Annotated in this window: 19 protein-coding genes; 12 read left to right on the top strand and 7 right to left on the bottom strand. The window is 60.0% G+C overall.

The features are described 5' to 3' along the window. Nucleotides 1-162 precede the first annotated feature (162 nt). Both AC1M7R_RS11415 and AC1M7R_RS11410 read right to left on the bottom strand, forming a co-directional pair. Entirely contained in the window at nucleotides 163-774 is a 612-nt protein-coding gene (locus tag AC1M7R_RS11415) for a c-type cytochrome (RefSeq protein WP_072398289.1), read from the bottom strand. Nucleotides 775-820: 46 nt separating this feature from the next. Then, complete coding sequence (locus AC1M7R_RS11410) at nucleotides 821-1,111, bottom strand: c-type cytochrome (RefSeq protein WP_072398290.1); 291 nt, start codon at nucleotides 1,109-1,111, stop codon at nucleotides 821-823. A gap of 191 nt (nucleotides 1,112-1,302) precedes the next feature. Between AC1M7R_RS11410 and yihA the strand changes: the two genes are divergently transcribed. Continuing rightward, nucleotides 1,303-1,944 (top strand): ribosome biogenesis GTP-binding protein YihA/YsxC, encoded by a 642-nt coding sequence (gene yihA, locus AC1M7R_RS11405; protein WP_072398291.1) that lies wholly within the window; start codon nucleotides 1,303-1,305, stop codon nucleotides 1,942-1,944. Between the two features lie 371 nt (nucleotides 1,945-2,315). Here yihA and polA read toward each other — a convergent pair whose 3' ends face one another. Then, nucleotides 2,316-5,084: a DNA polymerase I gene (polA, locus tag AC1M7R_RS11400; protein ID WP_092180523.1), complete on the bottom strand. Its 2,769-nt coding sequence runs from the start codon at nucleotides 5,082-5,084 to the stop codon at nucleotides 2,316-2,318. A gap of 74 nt (nucleotides 5,085-5,158) precedes the next feature. Between polA and AC1M7R_RS11395 the strand changes: the two genes are divergently transcribed. Both AC1M7R_RS11395 and AC1M7R_RS11390 read left to right on the top strand, forming a co-directional pair. Then, nucleotides 5,159-5,446, top strand: a complete 288-nt coding sequence (locus tag AC1M7R_RS11395; RefSeq protein WP_072398293.1) for a DUF2782 domain-containing protein — start codon at nucleotides 5,159-5,161, stop codon at nucleotides 5,444-5,446. A gap of 63 nt (nucleotides 5,447-5,509) precedes the next feature. Continuing rightward, nucleotides 5,510-6,460 (top strand): homoserine kinase, encoded by a 951-nt coding sequence (locus AC1M7R_RS11390; protein ID WP_072398294.1) that lies wholly within the window; start codon nucleotides 5,510-5,512, stop codon nucleotides 6,458-6,460. Between the two features lie 172 nt (nucleotides 6,461-6,632). Here the strand turns inward: AC1M7R_RS11390 and AC1M7R_RS11385 are convergent, their stop codons facing one another. After that, nucleotides 6,633-7,559, bottom strand: coding sequence for a zinc ABC transporter substrate-binding protein ZnuA (locus AC1M7R_RS11385; protein WP_072398295.1), 927 nt, complete (start codon nucleotides 7,557-7,559; stop codon nucleotides 6,633-6,635). A 66-nt stretch (nucleotides 7,560-7,625) separates the two neighbouring features. On the opposite strand from AC1M7R_RS11385, the gene zur reads away from it, so the two are divergent. The 4 genes from zur to AC1M7R_RS11365 are packed head-to-tail and all read left to right on the top strand — an operon-like array spanning nucleotide 7,626 to nucleotide 10,422. Beyond that, nucleotides 7,626-8,108 carry a zinc uptake transcriptional repressor Zur gene (zur, locus tag AC1M7R_RS11380; RefSeq protein ID WP_076405858.1) on the top strand — a complete coding sequence of 161 codons (483 nt, stop codon included), beginning with the start codon at nucleotides 7,626-7,628 and terminating at the stop codon, nucleotides 8,106-8,108. Continuing rightward, nucleotides 8,108-8,890, top strand: a complete 783-nt coding sequence (znuC, locus tag AC1M7R_RS11375; protein ID WP_072398297.1) for a zinc ABC transporter ATP-binding protein ZnuC — start codon at nucleotides 8,108-8,110, stop codon at nucleotides 8,888-8,890. Before zur ends, znuC begins: the two co-directional genes overlap by 1 nt. Continuing rightward, nucleotides 8,883-9,671 carry a zinc ABC transporter permease subunit ZnuB gene (znuB, locus tag AC1M7R_RS11370; protein ID WP_072431304.1) on the top strand — a complete coding sequence of 263 codons (789 nt, stop codon included), beginning with the start codon at nucleotides 8,883-8,885 and terminating at the stop codon, nucleotides 9,669-9,671. The genes znuC and znuB overlap by 8 nt, the downstream gene beginning before the upstream one ends. 37 nt (nucleotides 9,672-9,708) lie before the next feature. Further along, nucleotides 9,709-10,422, top strand: coding sequence for a PA5502 family lipoprotein (locus AC1M7R_RS11365; protein ID WP_072398299.1), 714 nt, complete (start codon nucleotides 9,709-9,711; stop codon nucleotides 10,420-10,422). A gap of 87 nt (nucleotides 10,423-10,509) precedes the next feature. Here the strand turns inward: AC1M7R_RS11365 and katE are convergent, their stop codons facing one another. Together katE and AC1M7R_RS11355 are read right to left on the bottom strand one after the other, a co-directional pair. Then, nucleotides 10,510-12,648 (bottom strand): catalase HPII, encoded by a 2,139-nt coding sequence (katE, locus tag AC1M7R_RS11360; protein WP_076405860.1) that lies wholly within the window; start codon nucleotides 12,646-12,648, stop codon nucleotides 10,510-10,512. Between the two features lie 220 nt (nucleotides 12,649-12,868). After that, nucleotides 12,869-14,755, bottom strand: a complete 1,887-nt coding sequence (locus AC1M7R_RS11355) for an RICIN domain-containing protein (protein ID WP_341965558.1) — start codon at nucleotides 14,753-14,755, stop codon at nucleotides 12,869-12,871. Nucleotides 14,756-15,158: 403 nt separating this feature from the next. Here AC1M7R_RS11355 and AC1M7R_RS11350 point away from each other — a divergent pair, with 403 nt between their 5' ends. From AC1M7R_RS11350 to AC1M7R_RS11335, 4 genes are all read left to right on the top strand, one after another. Next, nucleotides 15,159-16,166: a methionine ABC transporter ATP-binding protein gene (locus AC1M7R_RS11350; RefSeq protein WP_072398302.1), complete on the top strand. Its 1,008-nt coding sequence runs from the start codon at nucleotides 15,159-15,161 to the stop codon at nucleotides 16,164-16,166. Further along, entirely contained in the window at nucleotides 16,166-16,840 is a 675-nt protein-coding gene (locus AC1M7R_RS11345) for a methionine ABC transporter permease (RefSeq protein WP_072398303.1), read from the top strand. Before AC1M7R_RS11350 ends, AC1M7R_RS11345 begins: the two co-directional genes overlap by 1 nt. Nucleotides 16,841-16,918: 78 nt before the next feature. Then, nucleotides 16,919-17,692, top strand: coding sequence for a MetQ/NlpA family ABC transporter substrate-binding protein (locus tag AC1M7R_RS11340; protein ID WP_072398304.1), 774 nt, complete (start codon nucleotides 16,919-16,921; stop codon nucleotides 17,690-17,692). Nucleotides 17,693-17,865: 173 nt separating this feature from the next. Further along, nucleotides 17,866-18,240, top strand: a complete 375-nt coding sequence (locus AC1M7R_RS11335; RefSeq protein ID WP_083526393.1) for a lysozyme inhibitor LprI family protein — start codon at nucleotides 17,866-17,868, stop codon at nucleotides 18,238-18,240. A gap of 154 nt (nucleotides 18,241-18,394) precedes the next feature. Here the strand turns inward: AC1M7R_RS11335 and AC1M7R_RS11330 are convergent, their stop codons facing one another. Then, nucleotides 18,395-19,105, bottom strand: a complete 711-nt coding sequence (locus tag AC1M7R_RS11330) for a glutathione S-transferase (protein ID WP_072398305.1) — start codon at nucleotides 19,103-19,105, stop codon at nucleotides 18,395-18,397. A 148-nt stretch (nucleotides 19,106-19,253) separates the two neighbouring features. Between AC1M7R_RS11330 and AC1M7R_RS11325 the strand changes: the two genes are divergently transcribed. Continuing rightward, nucleotides 19,254-19,817 (top strand): TetR/AcrR family transcriptional regulator, encoded by a 564-nt coding sequence (locus tag AC1M7R_RS11325; RefSeq protein ID WP_072398306.1) that lies wholly within the window; start codon nucleotides 19,254-19,256, stop codon nucleotides 19,815-19,817. Nucleotides 19,818-19,931: the final 114 nt, after the last annotated feature.

The following is a 19,931-nucleotide window of genomic DNA, read 5'->3' as shown; positions in this document are numbered from 1 at the left end:
GCGTGTTTTTCAGACAGGCCGTGGCGGGTTCAAGTTCGTAGTGTAACGGCAGCGGCCACAAAAAAGGGCGGCCAAAGCCACCCTTTTGATGTTTGCATCGACAGATTAATCGAGCGTTAACGTTGCGAGGGCCAGGCGCCCTCGCAACGCAGGAAAATGCACTCAGTGCAGGCCCTGGATGTAGCTGGCTACTGCCGCGATGTCTTCGTCGCTCAGTTTGCGGGCGATGGTGCGCATGGTCATCGCATCGCCGTCGTTGGCGCGGCCGCCTTCTTCCTTGCGGAAATCGGTCAATTGCTTGGTCACGTACTGGGCATGCTGGCCGCCCAGGTGCGGGAAGCCGGCAGCGGCGTTGCCCTTGCCGTCAGGGGAGTGGCAGCCAGTGCAGGCTGGCAGACCTTTGCTCAGGTTGCCACCACGGAACAGCGCTTCACCCCGTGCCACGAGCTTTGGATCGGCAGCACCCACGCTACCTTTCTGGCTGGCGAAATAAGCCGCGATGTCCGCCAGGTCCTGATCGCTCAGGTTGTTCAGCAGGCCGGTCATTTCCAGCACGACACGCTTGCCGTCCTTGATGTCCTTCAACTGCTTGGTCAGGTAACGCTCGCCCTGGCCCGCCAGTTTCGGAAAGTTAGGCGCCATGCTGTTGCCATCCGGGCCATGGCAGGCTCCGCATACGGCGGCTTTCGCCTGGCCGGCGGCGGCATCGCCAGCGGCATGGGCTATACCGGATATCCCCAAGGTCAACAGCAGACTCACGATCAGTTTGTTCATCAGCTAATCCAACTACGGCTAAGGGTTGAAGAGTTATGGACCGGGTTCACTCGCTCATCCACTGGATGATGGCTCGGTAATCCTCGGCACTGCAGTCCATGCACAAACCACGCGGCGGCATCGCCTTGAAACCCTGGGTCACGTGTTGCACCAGCGTCTCCATACCTTTCGCCAACCTCGGCGTCCAAGCTTCCTGATCACCCTTGCGGGGTGCCATGGGGAGTTGGCCGGAATGACAGGCACCACAAACACGGTTGTACACAGCTTCCGGATCCTGTGTAGCCTGAGCGCTGTAAAGCGGTATCAGGACACCGGCAGCTAGCAGCCATTTCGTCATAAAACGACCTTTTCAGGGTTGAGAGCGAGCTGCGTTCTGATGCGCAACTTCAGTCTATCGCTCTCGTGAGCCTCATCCTACGCTGGGACAAAGCGCACACAAAATCTGCGGCATTATATACTGGCGTCACTGAAACGGAAACGACACAGCTTGCCGCGTCCATTCCCGACGCCGCTCACATCGGAAATCCCATGCAACTGAAGAACCCCATCCTTGGCCTGTGCCAACAGTCCACCTTCATGCTCAGCGCCGCCAAAGTCGATCAATGCCCTGACGACGAAGGCTACGAGGTGGCTTTTGCCGGGCGTTCCAACGCTGGCAAATCCAGCGCGCTGAACACCCTGACCCATGCCAGCCTGGCGCGAACCTCCAAGACGCCGGGTCGCACGCAGCTATTGAACTTCTTCAAGCTAGACGATGAACGCCGTTTGGTCGACCTGCCTGGCTACGGCTATGCCAAAGTACCGATTCCCCTCAAGCAGCATTGGCAGCGCCACCTGGAAGCCTACCTGGGCAGCCGCGAGAGCCTCAAAGGCCTGATTCTGATGATGGATATCCGCCATCCGATGACTGACTTCGATACCCTGATGCTCGATTGGGCCGTTGCCAGCGGCATGCCGATGCACATCCTGCTGACCAAGGCCGACAAACTCACCTACGGCGCGGCAAAGAACACCTTGCTCAAGGTGCAGTCGCAGATCCGCAAGGGCTGGGGCGAGGCGATCACGATCCAATTGTTCTCGGCGCCCAAGCGCATGGGCCTGGAAGAAGCCTACGGCGTTCTGGCCAACTGGATGGAACTGGCGGACAAGGGCAGCGAAACGGCCGAATAGCCGAATCGCAGGCAAAAAAAACCCCGGACTTCGTATGGGGAGGGGGAAGTTCGGGGTCCAAGTTCCGGACCGCTAGGGCGGGGTCCAGATATCTGCCAACACTTAACACAACATAGGAGCATTGAAGGGCTTCACCAGCCATTCAGAATCTCTGAGTAGCAATTCACGGGTTTAGTTCAGATTATTTTTGGAAATAACCTTAGGAATTTTCCGAACTAACCCGGATTCTCACGTGGCGAGGGGATTTATCCCGTTGGGCTGCAGAGCAGCCCAGGTGCCTGCGGGACATGCCCGGCGGTGGCGGAACACTGATTTGGGGCCGCTGTGCCCAATGGGGATCAATCTCCTCGCCAAGGGGGTGATTGCTGGGCTCAGTGCGCCTCGTCCCAGTTGTTCCCCACGCCCACTTCCACCAGCAGCGGTACGTCCAGTGTGGCGGCGGCACTCATGTGCCGGCGGATGTCCTCGCGCACTTGATCCACCAGATCCTCGCGCACCTCCAGTACCAGTTCGTCGTGAACCTGCAGGATGACCTTGGCATCCAGCCCCGAGGCAGTCAGCCAGCGATCCACGGCCACCATCGCTTTCTTGATGATATCGGCCGCCGTGCCTTGCATCGGCGCGTTGATCGCCGTGCGCTCGGCGCCCTTGCGCAGCGCGGGGTTCTTCGCGTTGATGTCCGGCAGGTACAGCCGGCGGCCGAAGATGGTTTCGACGAAGCCTTGCTCGGCGGCCTGGGTGCGGGTGCGCTCCATGTAGGCCAGTACGCCTGGGTAGCGGGCGAAATAACGATCGATGTAGGCCTGGGATTGCTTGCGATCGACGCCGATCTGCTTGGCCAGGCCAAACGCGCTCATGCCGTAGATCAAGCCGAAGTTGATCGCCTTGGCGCTACGGCGCTGGTCATGGGTAACCGCGTCCAAGTCGACGCCGAACACCTCGGCGGCCGTGGCCCGGTGCACGTCCAGATCATTACGAAACGCGTGAAGCAACCCTTCGTCCTTGGCCAGGTGCGCCATGATCCGCAGTTCGATTTGCGAATAGTCCGCCGCCAGCAGCTTGTAGCCTTTCGGCGCGACGAACGCCTGGCGGATGCGTCGGCCTTCGGCCGTGCGAATCGGGATGTTCTGCAGGTTCGGATCGATGGACGACAGACGACCGGTCGCGGCGACGGCCTGCTGATAATTGGTATGGACCCGGCCTGTGCGACTGTTGATCTGCTCCGGCAGGCGATCGGTGTAGGTGCTCTTTAGCTTGCTAAGGGAGCGGTACTGCATCAGCACCTTGGGCAGTGGATAATCCTGCTCCGCCAGCTCGGCCAGCACCGCTTCGGCGGTGGACGCCTGGCCCTTGGCGGTCTTGCTGAGCACCGGCAAGCCGAGTTTTTCGTACAGGATCACGCCCAGTTGCTTGGGCGAGCCCAGGTTGAATTCCTCGCCAGCGATGGCAAAGGCCTCACGCTCAAGGGCCACCAGCTTCTCGCCCAATTCGACGCTTTGCACCCCCAGCAGGTTGGCGTCGACCAGCGCCCCCTGACGTTCGATACGCGCCAGGACCGGCATCAGCGGCATTTCAATTTCAGTGAGCACCTTGTTCAGGCTCGGGATCGCCACCAGTCTTTCCTGCAAGGCCTGATGCAGGCGGAACGTCACGTCCGCGTCTTCGGCTGCGTAGGGACCGGCCAGTTCCAGGGCGATCTGGTCGAAGCTCAGCTGCTTGACCCCTTTGCCGGCAATGTCCTGGAGATCGGTCTTGCTCTGCCCCAGGTACTTGAGCGCCAGGCTGTCCATATCGTGACGGGTCGCCGTGGAATCCAGTACATAGGATTCGAGCATGGTGTCGAACGCGATGCCCTGCACCATGATGCCGTTGCCCTGATCTCCACCGATTGCACAGTTGGCCAGGATGTTGGTCTCGAACTTGGCGTGCTGGCCGACCTTGGGTTTGTCCGGGTTTTCCAACAGCGGCTTGAGAGCCTTGAGCACTGTGTCGCGGTCCAGTTGCTCGGGCACGCCCATGTAGGAGTGGGTCAGCGGGATGTAGGCGGCTTCGAAGGCTGCGACGGAAAACGACAGCCCCACCAGTTGCGCCTGCTGGGCGTCGCCGCCATTGGTTTGCGTGACGAAAGCGAACAGCGGCGCCTGATCGAGCTTGGCCAGCCAGGCATCGAAACGCGCCTGGTCGAGAATGACCTCGTACTTCGCTTCGGCGCCAGCGGGCTGTTCGTCAGCGATTTCGACGATCTCCTGGCCGGCGCGCTTGGCGTCACGCTGGTTTTCCTCGAACCAGCTCTTGAACTCCAGCAGCGTATACAGCTCAGCCAGCTTCTCGTGATCCGGTGCGCCCATCTGCAGGTCGTCGAGGCCGATATCCAGCGGGACATCGGTCTTGATGGTGGCCAGTTCGTAGGAAAGAAACGCCATTTCCTTGTGCTCTTCGAGCTTGGCCGGCAGGGTCTTGGCGCCTCGTATCGGCAGCGTGGGCACGATATCCAGTTGCGCATACAGCTCGGTGAGGCCGCCGTTGACGCCCACCAGCAAGCCGGCCGCGGTCTTCGGACCGATACCCGGCACGCCGGGGATGTTGTCGGAGGAATCGCCCATCAACGCCAGGTAATCGATGATCTGCTCCGGAGCGACACCAAATTTCTCCTTCACGCCAGCCACGTCCAGCGAGCTACCGGTCATGGTATTGACCAAGGTAATGTGCCCGTCGACCAACTGCGCCATATCCTTGTCGCCAGTGGAGATCACCACCGGGCGATCGGCCGCGGCGCTGCTGCGGGCCAGGGTGCCGATTACGTCATCGGCCTCGACGTTGTCTACGCACAGCAGCGGGAAACCCAGGGCCTTGACGCTGGCATGCAGCGGCTCGATCTGCACGCGCATGTCGTCGGGCATGCTCGGGCGGTTAGCCTTGTATTCGGCGTACAGCGCATCGCGAAAAGTCCCACCCTTGGCGTCGAACACCACGGCGAACGGGCTGTCCGGATACTGCTTGCGCAGGCTCTTGAGCATGTTCAACACGCCCTTGACCGCGCCAGTCGGCAGGCCTTTGGACGTGGTCAGCGGTGGCAGCGCATGAAAGGCGCGGTACAGATAAGAAGAACCGTCCACCAGGACGAGGGGGGCTTGGCTCATGAGCAGGATCAACCTTTTCGGCGGGTCCGGGGCTAGAATAGCGGGACCGTTGACGACAAAGGGACAAGGTTATCATGCGTACACTAAATCGCCTGTTACTGGCTGGCTTGTTTGCAATGACACCGCTGGCCATCATGGCGGCGGACGAAGCACCTTCGGCGGACCCGGACGTGACCATTCGCACGGAAGGCGACAAGACGATCCAGGAGTATCGGCAAAACGGCTTTCTGTACGCGATCAAGGTCACGCCCAAGAACGGCAAGCCTTATTTCCTGGTGCGTGCCGATGGCAGTGATGCAAACTTCATCCGCTCGGATCAGCCGGATATGCTGATTCCGTCGTGGAAAATCTTCGAGTGGTGATGCCGCTCCCGACTTCAACAACCGGCGCCCACTGAAGGGCGCCCGTACTGGCAGTTTTTAACCATGTCTGTGTTCACGCCCCTGGCTCGGCCCGAGCTGGAAACCTTTCTTGCCCCTTATGGGCTCGGCCGCCTGCTTGATTTCCAGGGGATCGCCGCCGGCAGCGAAAACACCAATTTCTTCATCAGCCTGGAGCAGGGCGAATTCGTCCTGACCCTGGTCGAGCGCGGTCCGGTGCAGGAGATGCCGTTCTTCATCGAACTGCTGGACGTTTTGCACGAAGCCGACCTGCCCGTGCCCTACGCCTTGCGCACCAGCGACGGCATCGCCCTGCGCGAGCTGGCCGGCAAGCCGGCGCTGCTGCAGCCCCGCCTGGCAGGCAAGCACATCAAGCAGGCCAACGCACAGCACTGTGCCCAGGTCGGCGAGCTGCTGGCGCACCTGCACGTGGCCACGAAGGACAACATGATCAAGCGCAAGACCGATCGTGGCCTGGACTGGATGCAGGAAGAGGGCACGAAACTGCTGTCACATCTCGATGCGCAGCCGCGTCGGTTGCTTGAGGCAGCACTGGCGGAAATTTCAGCGCAGAAAACAGGCATCCTGGCATTGCCGAGGGCCAACATCCACGCGGACCTGTTCCGCGACAACGCAATGTTCGAAGGCACCCACCTGACTGGCCTGATCGACTTCTACAACGCCTGCTCCGGGCCGATGTTGTATGACGTTGCCATTGCCTTGAATGACTGGTGCTCGGATGACGACGGCGTGCTCGATGGCCCTCGGGCGCGGGCGCTGCTGGGGGCCTACGCGGCTCTGCGGCCCTTCACCGCCGCCGAGGCGCAGCTATGGCCGACCATGCTGCGCGTGGCGTGCGTGCGGTTCTGGCTGTCGCGACTGATCGCCGCCGAATCGTTTGCCGGGCAGGATGTGTTGATTCACGACCCGATGGAATTCCAGCAGCGCCTGGCGCAGCGGCAGAAGGTCAGCACGTTGCTGCCCTTCGCCCTGTAACAGCAGACAAGCCGAACTGGTTTCTCTTGTGGCGAGGGGATTTATCCCCATTGGGGCGCGCAGCGGCCCCCAAGAAATATCTGCCGCCACGGTCCCTCAGATCGAAAGCATGGGCTGCTTCGCAGCCCAACGGGGATAAACCCCCTCGTCACAGGTTTGTGCATCGACGACGTTATAGCGACTCCAGGCACCCCGCCAGATCATTCCCCAATTTCTCCAGCAGTTGCTCGTATCCCTGTGCCGTCGCCGGGGTATAACCGCCAAGTGCGTCCAGTTCTGCCAACTTCACCGGCAAGCCGGCCACCAGGGTTTCAGCCAGGCGCGGGCGCAAAGGCGGTTCGCTGAACACGCAGGTCTTGCCCACGGCCTGCAATCGCGTGCGCATCGCCGCCACATGCTGGGCCCCCGGCTGCACCTCGGCGGCCACGGCGAAGACTCCGGCGTGCTTGAGGCCGTAAGTGTCCTCGAAATAGTCGAACGCTTCGTGGAAGACGAAATATGGCTTGTCCGCGATACCGGCCAGACGCGACTTCAGGCGGGCGTCCAAGGCGTCGAGACGCTGGTTGAATCCCTTGAGATTGCTCTGGTAGCGGGCGGCATTGGCAGGATCGGCACTGCTCAGGTCCGCCGCCATCCTGGCGGCGATCACCCGCGCATTGGTCGGCGAAAGCCACAAGTGAGCATCGATCGTGCCGGGGCGATGGTCGTGGTCGTGCTCGTCGTCATGATCGCCTTCGGCGTGGGAATGGCTGTCTTCGCCGAAGTGCCGAAGCTTGAGGCCCGGCAGTTCCTGCACCGCCACGGAGGGCAGCGTACGACCGTTCAGCACACGGGGCAGGAAACCTTCCATGTCCGGGCCGATCCAGTAGAGCAGGTCTACTGATTGCACTTTCCGTACGTCGGATGGGCGCAAGGCGTAGTGGTGGGGCGATGCACCGGGCGGCAACAGCACCTCCGGGACGGCCACGCCGTCCTGCACCGCGGCGGCAATCAGCTGCAGCGGCTTGATGCTGGCAAGGACTTTCACTTCGGCCTGGGCTGGACCGATCAGCAGAAAACTTGCGACAAAAGCGACAAAGATCGAAAAAAGTCGGGACACGATGACCACTCAATGAGGCGAGAACGGGTAACATAATAACGTCTCTCACTAAACTCGTCGCTGCCCATGCCTATTACACCCCTTGCCAGTCGCCCCCACGATCACTCTCATTGCGTGCACAGCGCGCTGTCCGAGGCCGACGCCATCTGCGCACGCCAAGGGTTGCGCCTGACCGCCTTGCGTCGGCGCGTGCTGGAACTGGTCTGGCAAAGCCACAAGCCACTGGGTGCCTATGACATCCTGGCGGTACTCAGCGAGCAGGACGGCCGTCGCGCCGCGCCACCCACGGTTTACCGAGCCCTGGATTTCCTCTTGGAAAACGGCCTGGTGCATCGCATCTCCTCCTTGAATGCCTTTATCGGTTGCAACCATCCGGAGCACGCCCACCAAGGCCAGTTCCTGATCTGCCGCGAATGTCACACCGCCATCGAGCTGGAGCAGAAGTCCATCAGCGATGCCATCGTGACCAGCGCCGAGGAAGTCGGCTTCCAGGTCGATGGCCAGACCGTCGAAGTGGTCGGCCTCTGCTCCGGTTGCCGGGAGGCCTGATGAGCAACGCGTTGATCCGCCTCGAGCAGGTGGCCGTGACGTTCGCCGGGCAGAGCGTGCTGGACAATATCCATCTGAGCGTCGAACCAGGACAGATCGTCACCCTGATCGGCCCCAACGGCGCCGGCAAGACCACCCTGGTGCGCGCCGTGCTGGGGTTGCTCAAGCCGGACAGCGGCAGTGTCTGGCGCAAGCCCAAGCTGCGGGTCGGCTATATGCCGCAGAAGCTGCATGTCGACCCGACCTTGCCGCTGTCGGTGTTGCGCTTCCTGCGCCTGGTGCCCGGCGTGGATCGCGGGCGGGCCTTGGCGGCACTCAATGAAGTGGGTGCCGAACAGGTCATCGACAGCCCGGTGCAGAGCATTTCCGGTGGTGAAATGCAGCGTGTGCTGTTGGCCCGGGCCCTGCTGCGCGAACCGGAGCTGCTGGTACTCGACGAGCCGGTGCAGGGCGTCGATGTGGCCGGCCAGGCCGAGCTGTACAGCCTGATCACTCGTCTGCGCAACCGTCATGGCTGCGGCGTACTGATGGTGTCCCATGACCTTCACCTGGTCATGAGCACCACCGATCAGGTGGTCTGCCTCAATCGTCACGTCTGCTGTTCCGGGCATCCGGAGCAAGTCAGCGGCGACCCGGCGTTCGTCGAATTGTTCGGCAAGAACGCCCCCAGCCTGGCGATCTACCACCACCATCACGATCACGCCCACGACCTGCACGGTTCGGTGGTCGTGGATCCTTCCGCTTCTACCCATGTGCATGGAGACGGCTGCAAGCATGGCTGATTTTCTGTTGTATGCCCTGCTCGCAGGCCTGGCCCTCGCGCTGGTGGCCGGTCCCCTGGGCTCGTTCGTGGTCTGGCGCCGCATGGCCTATTTTGGCGATACCCTGTCCCACGCGGCGTTGCTCGGCGTGGCCCTGGGGTTCCTGCTGGATATCAGCCCCACGGTGGCGGTGACCGTCGGCTGCCTGCTGCTGGCGGTGGTGCTGGTGACCTTGCAACAGCGCCAGCCACTGGCGTCCGATACGCTGCTGGGGATCCTCGCACCCAGTACCCTGTCCCTCGGACTGGTGGTGCTGAGCTTCATGCACGACGTGCGAGTCGACCTGATGGCCTACCTGTTCGGCGACCTGCTGGCGATCAGCCCGATGGACCTGTCGTGGATCCTGGGCGGCAGCGCCGCGGTCCTGTTGTTGCTGGTTGCACTTTGGCGTCCATTGCTGGCCGTCACTGTGCACGAGGAACTGGCGCGGGTCGAAGGCCTGCCCGTGGTGGGCCTGCGGCTGGCGTTGATGCTGCTGATCGCGGTGGTGATCGCCGTGGCGATGAAGATCGTCGGTGTGCTGCTGATCACCTCGCTACTGATCATCCCGGCAGCCGCGGCCCAACGTCACGCCCGCTCTCCGGAGCAAATGGCCCTGGGCGCCAGCCTGCTGGGCATGCTCGCGGTGTGTGGCGGGCTGGCGCTGTCGTGGTTCAAGGACACCCCGGCCGGCCCGTCGATCGTGGTCAGCGCCGCCGCGTTGTTTCTGCTGAGTTTTGTCCTGCCCCGCCGAGGGGTGTAGACTTGCTCGCTTTTTGCGCAAATAGAGAGTCGCAGGAATGAAGCCGTTCGCCTCCCGTTATCTGCTCCTTGTCGCATTTTCATTGTTGCTGGGCGCATGCAAGAGTTCGCCGCCGGTGACCCAGGCCCCCGATACACGGGGTCCGGCCATCGCGCAGCTGGAACAAAGCCTGGCCAGCAACGAACTGGCCACCGCTGAAGACCAATTGGCTGCCTTGCAGGCCGGTACCCCCGCGGATCCGGCGCTGGAACCCTATCAACGGCAACTGGCCGAGGCCTACCTGCGCCGCAGCCAGATCGATCTGCAAAAAGGTGACGTAAACGCCGCCGCCACTGCCCTGAGCCGTGCCCGTGCGCTGATGCCCAAGGCGCCAGCCCTGACCGGTGAGGTCAACAGCGCGATCGCCGAGGCCCGCAAGGCCGAGCTGGAAAAAGCCGAGGCCGACCTCAAGGCCGCCGAAGCCAAACCGGTGGCCAAGGTGCTGGATCTCAGCGCCGCAAGCACGACGGTGACGCTTAACCTCGGGGATATGCAGCAGATGCGTCGGCAATTGGATGCCATTGCCGCCGATACTGTTAATTTCAATTGCGACGTCAGCATCCAGGCACCGCGCACCGACGATTACCCGTGGTTGGCGACATTGCTGACCAAGCGGGTCAGGAAACTCGATCCGGACTTCGATTTGAAGGTGCAGAAGCAGATCCTGCGCAGTGTGCCGGCGCAGGTGGTGCTGACTCCGCGTAACCCCTAGCAGCATCGCAAGCCAGCTCGCCTCCACAGAAAAATGGCATTACTGTGGGATCGAACCGGCTCGCGATAGCGTCCTCCAGGCTTGCGCTTAGGCCGGAATCGCCTTGGCCTTGGGCTCCCGCGCCCACACCCGATGCTGGGCAATCGCATCGAAGAACGCCTTGAACTTGCCGGCATCCACATCCGCGATCAACCCCGCATCCGCCTCCAGCTTCAACAACACCAGCAATTGCCGGGCTTCGCCGTTAAGGGCGATGGCCTTCAGGTGCTTGTAGGCTTCCAGTATGTAATGCAAGGCCACGCCGTCGCTGCTCAGGGCCTTGATCGATTGCGCTCCGCCCGGGACGAACACCGCGTCGAAGGCGATCGATGGCATCCCCTCCATGGAAGCATCCACCGCCAGGGTTTTCCCATCGAGGGTGGTGACCGGCGCGCTGGTCGGTCCAAGAATCTTCGCATGGGCGCCGTTGGCCTCAAGCTCCTGTTTGAGCGCATCGATGATTGTCCCATCGACACCGTCGGCCACCAATACCGCAACCTTGCGAGTCTTGATGTCGCCGGAGAGCAGGTTCGCCTGGCTCAAGGCCGGGGATTTCTCCAGGGATGGGGTAGGTACATCGACGGTGCCGCAGGTCGGTGCCGGCAGACCGAGGTTTTTCGCCACCCGGGCGGCCAGTTCCAGATCGATATTGGCAAGGATCTCGTTGACCTGCCGCGCCCTGATGAACTCACGTTCCACCTTGCCCAGCTCGAAGCTGTAGGCCGCAATGATGTGCTCCTGCTCGTGGGCGCTCATGCTGCGATAGAACAGCCGTGCCTGGGAGAAGTGATCGCCGAACGAATCGCTGCGCTGGCGGATCTTGCAGGCATCGATGCGTTCCGGGTAGCTCTCGAAACCGCCGTCCTGCGGGCCGGAAGGGGTTTCCTTGGGCCACCCGCCATCGATGGAATTGGGCTCGTAGGACGTACGCCCCTTGTCGATGGTGGTGCGGTGCATGCCATCACGCTGGCCGTTGTGCACCGGCGTGATGGCGCGGTTGATGGGCAACTCATGAAAATTCGGTCCGCCGAGTCGGCTGATTTGCGTATCGGTGTAGGAAAAGAGTCGGCCTTGCAGCAGCGGATCGTTGCTGAAATCGATACCCGGCACGATGTGCCCCGGGCAAAACGCGACTTGCTCGACCTCGGCAAAGAAATTGTCCGGGTTGCGATTGAGCACCATCTTGCCCAGCGGCGTAACGGGTACCAGTTCTTCCGGGATGATCTTGGTTGGGTCGAGCAGGTCGAAGTCGAACTTGTGTTCGTCTTCCTCGGCGACAATCTGTACGCCAAGTTCCCATTCGGGGTAGTCCCCCATCTCGATCGACTCCCAGAGATCGCGACGGTGATAGTCCGTATCTTTCCCGGCCAGTTTCTGCGCTTCGTCCCAGACCAGCGAACAGGTGCCGGCCGTTGGGTGCCAATGGAACTTGACGAAACTGCTCCTGCCCTCGGCGTTGATCATGCGGAAGGTATGCACGCCGAAACCCTGCATGGTGCGCAGGCTTTTGGGGATGGCCCGGTCGGACATCGCCCAGATCACCATGTGGGCCGATTCGGGCACCAGGGAGACGAAGTCCCAGAAGGTATCGTGGGCCGAACCGCCGGTGGGAATCTCGTTGTGGGGCTCGGGCTTCACCGCGTGGACGAAGTCAGGAAACTTCACCGCATCCTGAATGAAGAACACCGGCATGTTATTGCCCACCAGGTCGAAATTGCCTTCTTCGGTGAAAAACTTCACCGCGAAGCCCCGTACGTCCCGTACCGTGTCGCCAGAGCCGCGTGGCCCTTGGACGGTAGAAAAACGCACGAATACCGGCGTTTTCTTGCTCGGGTCCTGTAGGAAACCCGCTTTGGTCAGCGCTGAATGCGCCTCATAGGCTTGAAAATAGCCATGAGCACCGGTACCGCGGGCGTGAACGATACGCTCGGGGATACGCTCATGGTCAAAGTGCGTGATTTTTTCACGCATGATGAAATCTTCCAGCAGCGAAGGCCCGCGGGCCCCGACGCGGAGGGTGTTCTGGTTGTCGGCGATCTTCACGCCCTGGTTGGTGCGCAGCGCCTGCTCGGTAGCGTCGGAACGAAACGGCTCCAGGCTTTCAAGCTTGTCGTTGGTGTTGCCGCGGTCCAGGGTGTCGGTCCCGGCCAGTTGGCTCTTGTTGACCGGTGGCTTGTTGGTACTCATCAGATAACTCCTCGTTTCGGTCCTTTCCAGACAGAGGCCTCCAGACGGGCTAGCGCCAGGCGGTGGCATCCAGGCATTGGGAGTGGCTTTTGCAATGGCTTATGTAGTGACTGATGAGGGTCCGAGCCGTTCCATCGCAACGCTCACGGATTTTCAAGGACGGCGCCAACCGCCCCATGATCGATACCGGGCATGGGGCGGCAGGGCGAGGGCGGGGGGATCAGATGCCATCTCGCAGGATTTCGATGCGCCACCTCTGACGGGTGTCCACGCCTTGGTACCTCTCGACCCATTCCGGGCTGATCTGCGGCGAATTGCCCAGGTGGTTAGGCATCACATCGTGCAAGGACGGCGCTCGCGGATAGCTGGCCCAGGGAATGTTCAACGGGTTGAACACGTTCTTGGGCGTGTCCTGAAAGTGCATGGAATCATCCGGAATGACTTTCAGGCGGCTGTTTTCGGAATACAGGCGCCAGTCACGGTTGTACAGCGAATGGAGACGGTCTGCCTGCCATTCCCATTGCTGGCGGTTATCCAGGGCACAGGTCTGGGTGACCAGGGCGCCGTCCGTTTCGCGCACACTCAGGCATCGCTGCGACGCCCTGTTGACGTAACGGTTCTCGGAATCCAGGCCCCATAGCTGACTGGCATTCGAGGCCGCGCATGATTGGAGGGAAACATGAGCATCGGCCCCTTCGGCCATGCACTTGCCAACGCCCTCGGCAGAACGAATCAGCACGGTCATCTCCCGAGTCAGGAACGGGCTGTTCAAGTCCAGCGTGTACTGTTCAGCGGCTTCGTAGAGATCGGTCACCTGGCGAGATCGCACCTGAGTCCTGTCCCACCACCATTCCCGACGGTTCAGGTCGTAACCGCCGCCGATACTGACGGTTGCCTGGCCTGTGTAGTTGCCAGGCAATTCCCACAATGTGTAGGACTCCAACGGCGCCGAGCGCATCATCGGCGTCATGCGCTCTTCGGACAGAATGGGCATGCCAGCGGTAAACCGATCCACCAGGATGCCCTTGAGCTTGGGATCGATTGGCGCGTTCCAGGTCAGCTTCGAACCATTCTGGGAAGTGATCAGAGAGTAATCCTTGAAGTCATAACTCAGCGACTTGGAATGCGAATAGTTGAGGCCGAAGTTGACATTGAACGGTGACTTGGCGGCATAGGTGATGTTTTCCGCTTTCGTCGCACCAAACTCGCTGCCCAATGTTCCGCCGATGGCCAGCCCGTTGGTTTTAGTTTCGCTGAACTTGAACTCGGTTCTTGAATCACTGGCGGGTGCCGAGTTGACCAATACCGGAACAATCTGTTGCGCGCTCAGCTGATGAGTAAACCGATAGGCATGGGGCAGGTAGGCGCCCCATAGATTTTCTCCGGTGCCACCGGGCCCGGATCCGCCAATGGTGATTCCGTTTTTCATGGAGCGAACAGTGGTCGGTGAAGTCTTTATGGAAACGAATTTCTTGTCCTGACTACGCTCCGCACTGCGAATGACATCGATATTCACCACGGACGTCATTTCCTGGCTCGGGCTCTGAAGGTTGATGTTGTAAGTCAACTTTGGCAGCCCGATGAACTCGCTTTCATCCTTCAACGACCTGCTCTGCACCTGCAACTGGGTAATCAACTGCCGCACGGCATCCAGGATGGCCTCGTCCTCATAGCCCTCCAGGCGGTAGACGTTGATCTGGGAACCGTTCGCCCGATGGAACAAGGCATAGTCGAACGCACCGGAAATCCCAAACATACTGCCGACTTTTTCCATGGCTTCAGGGGTTTGCTTGCCCATTTTCAACAATACCGGCCTGCCCGAGCGAAAGATGTCCGTGGCTTTCTCGATCGCTGATTCGTCTTGCCCTGTCGCAGCAATGTCCAGATAAGCCATGGACGAAAAAGCGTCATTGGCCAGCAGTTCATTGAACGCTTCCCTGGACAGATTGGATATCGACATTTCCTTGAACTGAGAAGACTCAGGATGTTTGCCAGGAAGTTGGCCGAACGTCATCAGCGTGTTAAAAAATACAGAACTTTCAGCCATTGCACTGGCCGTTAGGCTCAGCGCAAACAATCCTGCAAAAACAGCGTTATGCCTTTTCACATTTAATTCCCTTTAATAGTTATCCATCAGCAACGTGTTAGTTGCACTTTACTGCCGTTGTCAGCGACGGGCCGTAAACTACCAGATTGCATTTCCCGTGCAATTGGAAGTGCGCCTCAAAAATGAAACCGGTTATGTGGTTATATTCAACAACACACTTTCATTATTTGGAAAAGCGCAGGGGGACGGGAGCCTGCCAAATATCCTTGGGCGTCAGTTCGGATCATTCGCTGGCTGGATGCGGCCCCAACGGTCCCTCACAGCCTGGCCACCTTCCATCGCCTTATTGCCAAAAGGCAGCGTCGCCGTGAAATTAATGCTAATGCCCTCTATACAGACAGGCTAAAATGCGCGGCCGGCTAACCGCTGATTCTTTTCCAACGCGCCCCACAAGGTTCGCTACGTGATCGAGTTTCAAAACGTCCATAAAACCTACCGCGTCGCCGGTAGGGACATCCCCGCGCTGCACCCGACCAGTCTGACGATAGAGAACGGTCAGGTCTTTGGTCTGATCGGCCACTCCGGTGCGGGAAAAAGTACCCTGCTACGTCTGATCAATCGCCTGGAAGACTCCAGCGGCGGCAAGATCATCGTCGATGGCGAGGAAGTCACCGCCCTGGACGCCAGCGGCCTGCGGCGGTTCCGCCAACAGGTCGGGATGATTTTCCAGCACTTCAACCTGCTGGCATCCAAGACCGTGGCCGACAATGTGGCTTTGCCGCTGACATTGGCCGGGGAATTGTCCCGCAGCGAAATCGACCAGCGTGTCGCCGAATTGCTGGCGCGGGTGGGCCTGTCCGACCACGCCAGGAAATACCCGGCGCAGTTGTCTGGAGGCCAGAAGCAGCGCGTCGGCATCGCCCGCGCCCTGGCCACCAAGCCCAAGATCCTGCTGTGTGACGAAGCGACCAGTGCGTTGGATCCGCAAACCACGGCATCGGTGCTGCAGTTGCTGGCGGAAATCAACCGCGAGCTGAAGCTGACCATCGTGCTGATCACCCATGAAATGGACGTGATCCGCCGGGTCTGCGACGAAGTCGCGGTGATGGACGCCGGTGTCATCGTCGAGCAGGGGCCGGTGGCCGAAGTTTTCCTGCACCCCAAGCATCCGACTACCAAGCGCTTCGTCCAGGAAGACGAGCAGATCGACGAGAGCGAGCAGCGCGACGACTTCGCCCATGTACCGGGGCGCATCGTGCGTCTGACGTTCCAGGGCGAAGCGACCTACGCGCCATTGCTAGGCACCGTCGCCCGCGAAACCGGCGTGGACTACAGCATTCTGGCCGGCCGCATCGACCGCATCAAAGACACCCCCTACGGACAATTGACCCTCGCCATCACCGGCGGTGACCTGGAGGCGGCATTTGCCCGCTTCACCGCGGCCGATGTCCACATGGAGGTGCTGCGCTGATGGAACTGTTGACTGCTTTTTTTGCAAATATCGACTGGCTGGAAATCTGGCTGGCGACCGGCGACACCCTGTTGATGCTGTTCGGCTCGTTGCTGTTCACCGTATTGCTCGGCCTGCCACTGGGCGTGCTGCTGTTCCTGTGCAGCCCCCGGCAACTGCTCGAGGCCCGCGGTGTGTATGCGCTGCTGTCGTTGATCGTGAACATCCTGCGCTCGCTGCCGTTCATCATCCTGCTGATCGTGATGATTCCGTTCACCGTATTGATCACCGGCACCTCCCTGGGCGTGGCCGGGGCGATCCCGCCACTGGTGGTAGGGGCAACGCCGTTCTTCGCACGGTTGGTGGAAACCGCCCTGCGCGAAGTCGATCGCGGCATCATCGAAGCGACCCAGGCCATGGGCGCGACGACCCGGCAGATCATCGTCAACGCCTTGCTGCCGGAAGCCCGTCCGGGCATTTTTGCGGCAATTACGGTGACAGCGATTACGCTGGTTTCCTACACGGCCATGGCCGGTGTGGTGGGAGCCGGTGGTCTGGGCGACCTGGCGATCCGTTTCGGTTACCAGCGTTTCCAGACCGATGTGATGGTGGTCACGGTGGTGTTGCTGCTGGTGCTGGTCCAGGTGCTGCAAACCGTGGGTGACAAGCTGGTTGTGCATTTCTCTAGAAAATAAGGCCTCGCGCCAATAAACCATGAGCCAGCCATTCGCTGGCAGGCGCCGAGAGCGGGCGCCTCACAAGGAGTTAGCTGAATGAAGAAACTACTGGTTGCCTTTGCTGCCGCTGCAGCTTTTTCCGCCCATGCCGCCGACACCCTGACCGTCGCGGCCACACCGGTCCCGCACGCGGAAATCCTCGAATTCGTCAAACCGGCATTGGCCAAGGAAGGCGTAGACCTCAAGGTCAAGGTCTTCACCGACTACATCCAGCCGAACGTGCAGGTTGCGGAAAAGCGCCTGGACGCCAACTTCTTCCAGCACCAGCCGTACCTGGATGAATTCAACAAAGCCAAGGGCACCCACCTGGTGAGCGTGGCCGGTGTGCACCTGGAGCCTCTGGGCGCGTACTCCAGCAAGTACAAGGCACTTACAGAACTGCCAGGCGGCGCCAACGTGGTGATCCCGAACGACGCCACCAACGGCGGCCGTGCGTTGTTGCTGCTGGCTAAGGCTGGGGTGATCAAGCTGAACGATCCGGCCAATATCCTGTCGACAACCAAAGACATCACCGAGAACACCAAGGATCTGAAGTTCCGTGAACTGGAAGCCGCGACCATTCCTCGTGTGCTGACCCAGGTGGACCTGGCCTTGATCAACACCAACTATGCATTGGAAGCCAAGCTCGATCCCTCCAAGGATGCCCTGGTGATCGAAGGCAATGATTCGCCGTATGTGAACATCCTGGTGGCCCGCGAGGAAGACAAGGACAGCGACGCGATGAAGAAGCTGGCGGCGGCCTTGCACACTCCGGAAGTGAAGGCTTTCATCTTGGAGAAGTACAAAGGGGCGGTTCTGCCGGCGTTTTGATTTGACCAGGTGGTGAAAAAACGGGGCTGCATCGAAGTGCAGGCCCGTTTTTTTTGCTCGCCATAAATGACCTGTCTCCTCGTCACAGGATCTGCTTCATAGTTCTACGAGCCCCATGCTAAATTCTTCGCCGCAACCTCTAATGAGTAGAGGGCATTCAGGGAGAGAAGTGTGTGATCAAGTCTTTGTTGGTTGGGGCATTGCTGGCAATGGCATCAGCATCGGCATCTGCGATGAGTTGCGATAACCCTAGAAACGCCTATGACAGAACATATTGCGCATCGCTGAAAATGGTTCAGTCGGATCAGGAAATCAATGATCAATACAAAAAGACCATGAGTGCCCTGAACCCGGATCAAAAGAAGACAGTGAAAGCGGCTCAAATCCAGTGGATCAAGATTCGTGACAACGCCTGTTCCAACGATGGCCTGCTCTACCTGGACTGTGCCAACGAGAAGACCGAGGCACGCATCGTCATACTCAAAGCGATCGAGCGCGAATGCCGTGCTGCCGGTTGCGACGATGCCAAGCTGTCGCAAGTCGAGTAACCCGTAAACAACGTCGGGCTTGCAGGCGTATCCCACGAAAACCCGACGTAAAGCGCCGGGTTTTTCTTTGGTGGGTTCATCCGTTACCCAATCCGATTCACCAGCAACGACCCCAACACACCCTTGCCCCTTCTTTCAGCCTGGCGCAGGTAAGTCATGATCGGTGCTGCGCAGCGCCACGCTCGACCATGGCACGCCATGCCTGGACGCTGGGGCGCTCCTGCATCCTGGCATGCCAGGCTCGAAGCGCCACGCACTCTTCAGGTACCGGAAGCTGCACCAGTGAGGCGAAGATCATGCCGCCCAGTACCGCAATGTCAGCCATCGAAAACTTCTCGCCCGCCACAAAGGGCTGGTCGTTGAGAAGTCTGTCGAAATAACGCATGCCTCTGATCGCCTTATCGCGCATCCGGGCGCCCCACTCGGCGTTCTGGTACAGCTCGACATCTGGGCCGAGTCCTGGCGTGGCATGGTGGAAGTACACACTGACGGCATCGAGAAACTCGATTTCGGCACGTTTGGTCATCATATGGATGATGCCTTTTTCAACAGGCGTTTGCCCCGTCAGCGTCGGGTGTCCGTCCAGGCTATCCAGGTATTGGGTAATCGCCGTGCACTCAGCGATCTGAGTCCCGTCTCTAAGCTCAAGCACGGGGAGCGTGCCGGAGTAATTGATGGCCAGGAATTCAGGTTGCTTGTGCTCACCGGCCCAGAGATTGACCGATACGAATTCAACGTTCGACAGCAAACCCTTTTCCGCCAGCGCGATGCGCACCCGGGCAGGGTAGGGTCCGTTGAACCAATCGTAGATTTTCAGTGTGGAAGTCGTTGGAACAGCGTCGCTGCGTTCCTGTGGAAAGGTCATGAGCCGATACCTGCCTGTCAGTTGGTAGGTAAAGACTGGATCGTTTTTTTCTCATCGTCAACTCCCTACCTGACAATTGGCAGGTAGCCAGTCGTACGCGTAGAATCCATGCCCCTGATCCATTTGGTCTCGAAGCGAGGGTGGCAACGTGAACGAAAATGCTCGAGAAGCCATTTTGGCAGCGGCCAGATCCGCAGCCCAACTGCATGGTTACAGCGGTATCAATTTCCGAAGCATTGCTGAAGAAGTGGGCATCAAGAATGCGAGCATCTACTACCACTTTCCGAGCAAGGCGGCCCTGGGCGCTGCGGTCGCCGAACGTTATTGGCAAGAAGCGCAGCGGGCGCTTGAAGCGATACGTGAGGCCAACCCTGACCCGAATCGGTGTCTGCAGCTTTATCCATCGATTTTTCGAAAGTCTCTCCAGGATGGCAACAGACTCTGTCTGTCCAGCTTCATGGCGGCCGAGTACGAAGACCTTCCCGAGGAAGTCATGTGTGAGGTCAAGGCGTTTGCGGACCTCAACGTGATGTGGCTCGCCCAGATGCTGGCGAATGCCAGCACAGGCAGCACCGAGAAATGTGAACGTCGGGCCCTCGCCATCTACACCGCAGTAGCGGGCGCCCAGTTGATTGCGCGAACCCGGATGGACATCAACCTGTTCGACGATCTGATAGAGAGCTATAAAGAGGCGGGATTGATTCCAGCCTGACTGTGTACGCCGCTTTTCTTCTCAAACCGGGCCGTTCTCCAAAGCTTCACGAAGGCCAAGCTTAATCTGGGTTGTGAGCGTTGCTGGCAGGGTGCCACAATCGTTCCTTTAGTT

It is taken from the genome of Pseudomonas sp. MS01C9 (assembly GCF_058202755.1).
The sequence above is the reverse complement of the archived record's forward strand: the minus strand, read 5'-3'. Positions and strand labels throughout refer to the sequence as shown.

Excerpts from the sequence above, each read along its gene's own strand:
- AC1M7R_RS11415 (WP_072398289.1), bottom strand. The coding sequence starts at position 774 with ATGAACAAACTGATCGTGAGTCTGCTGTTGACCTTGGGGATATCCGGT.
- AC1M7R_RS11410 (WP_072398290.1), bottom strand. The coding sequence starts at position 1,111 with ATGACGAAATGGCTGCTAGCTGCCGGTGTCCTGATACCGCTTTACAGC.
- yihA (WP_072398291.1), top strand. The coding sequence starts at position 1,303 with ATGCAACTGAAGAACCCCATCCTTGGCCTGTGCCAACAGTCCACCTTC.
- polA (WP_092180523.1), bottom strand. The coding sequence starts at position 5,084 with ATGAGCCAAGCCCCCCTCGTCCTGGTGGACGGTTCTTCTTATCTGTAC.
- AC1M7R_RS11395 (WP_072398293.1), top strand. The coding sequence starts at position 5,159 with ATGCGTACACTAAATCGCCTGTTACTGGCTGGCTTGTTTGCAATGACA.
- AC1M7R_RS11390 (WP_072398294.1), top strand. The coding sequence starts at position 5,510 with ATGTCTGTGTTCACGCCCCTGGCTCGGCCCGAGCTGGAAACCTTTCTT.
- zur (WP_076405858.1), top strand. The coding sequence starts at position 7,626 with ATGCCTATTACACCCCTTGCCAGTCGCCCCCACGATCACTCTCATTGC.
- znuC (WP_072398297.1), top strand. The coding sequence starts at position 8,108 with ATGAGCAACGCGTTGATCCGCCTCGAGCAGGTGGCCGTGACGTTCGCC.
- znuB (WP_072431304.1), top strand. The coding sequence starts at position 8,883 with ATGGCTGATTTTCTGTTGTATGCCCTGCTCGCAGGCCTGGCCCTCGCG.
- AC1M7R_RS11365 (WP_072398299.1), top strand. The coding sequence starts at position 9,709 with ATGAAGCCGTTCGCCTCCCGTTATCTGCTCCTTGTCGCATTTTCATTG.
- katE (WP_076405860.1), bottom strand. The coding sequence starts at position 12,648 with ATGAGTACCAACAAGCCACCGGTCAACAAGAGCCAACTGGCCGGGACC.
- AC1M7R_RS11345 (WP_072398303.1), top strand. The coding sequence starts at position 16,166 with ATGGAACTGTTGACTGCTTTTTTTGCAAATATCGACTGGCTGGAAATC.
- AC1M7R_RS11340 (WP_072398304.1), top strand. The coding sequence starts at position 16,919 with ATGAAGAAACTACTGGTTGCCTTTGCTGCCGCTGCAGCTTTTTCCGCC.
- AC1M7R_RS11330 (WP_072398305.1), bottom strand. The coding sequence starts at position 19,105 with ATGACCTTTCCACAGGAACGCAGCGACGCTGTTCCAACGACTTCCACA.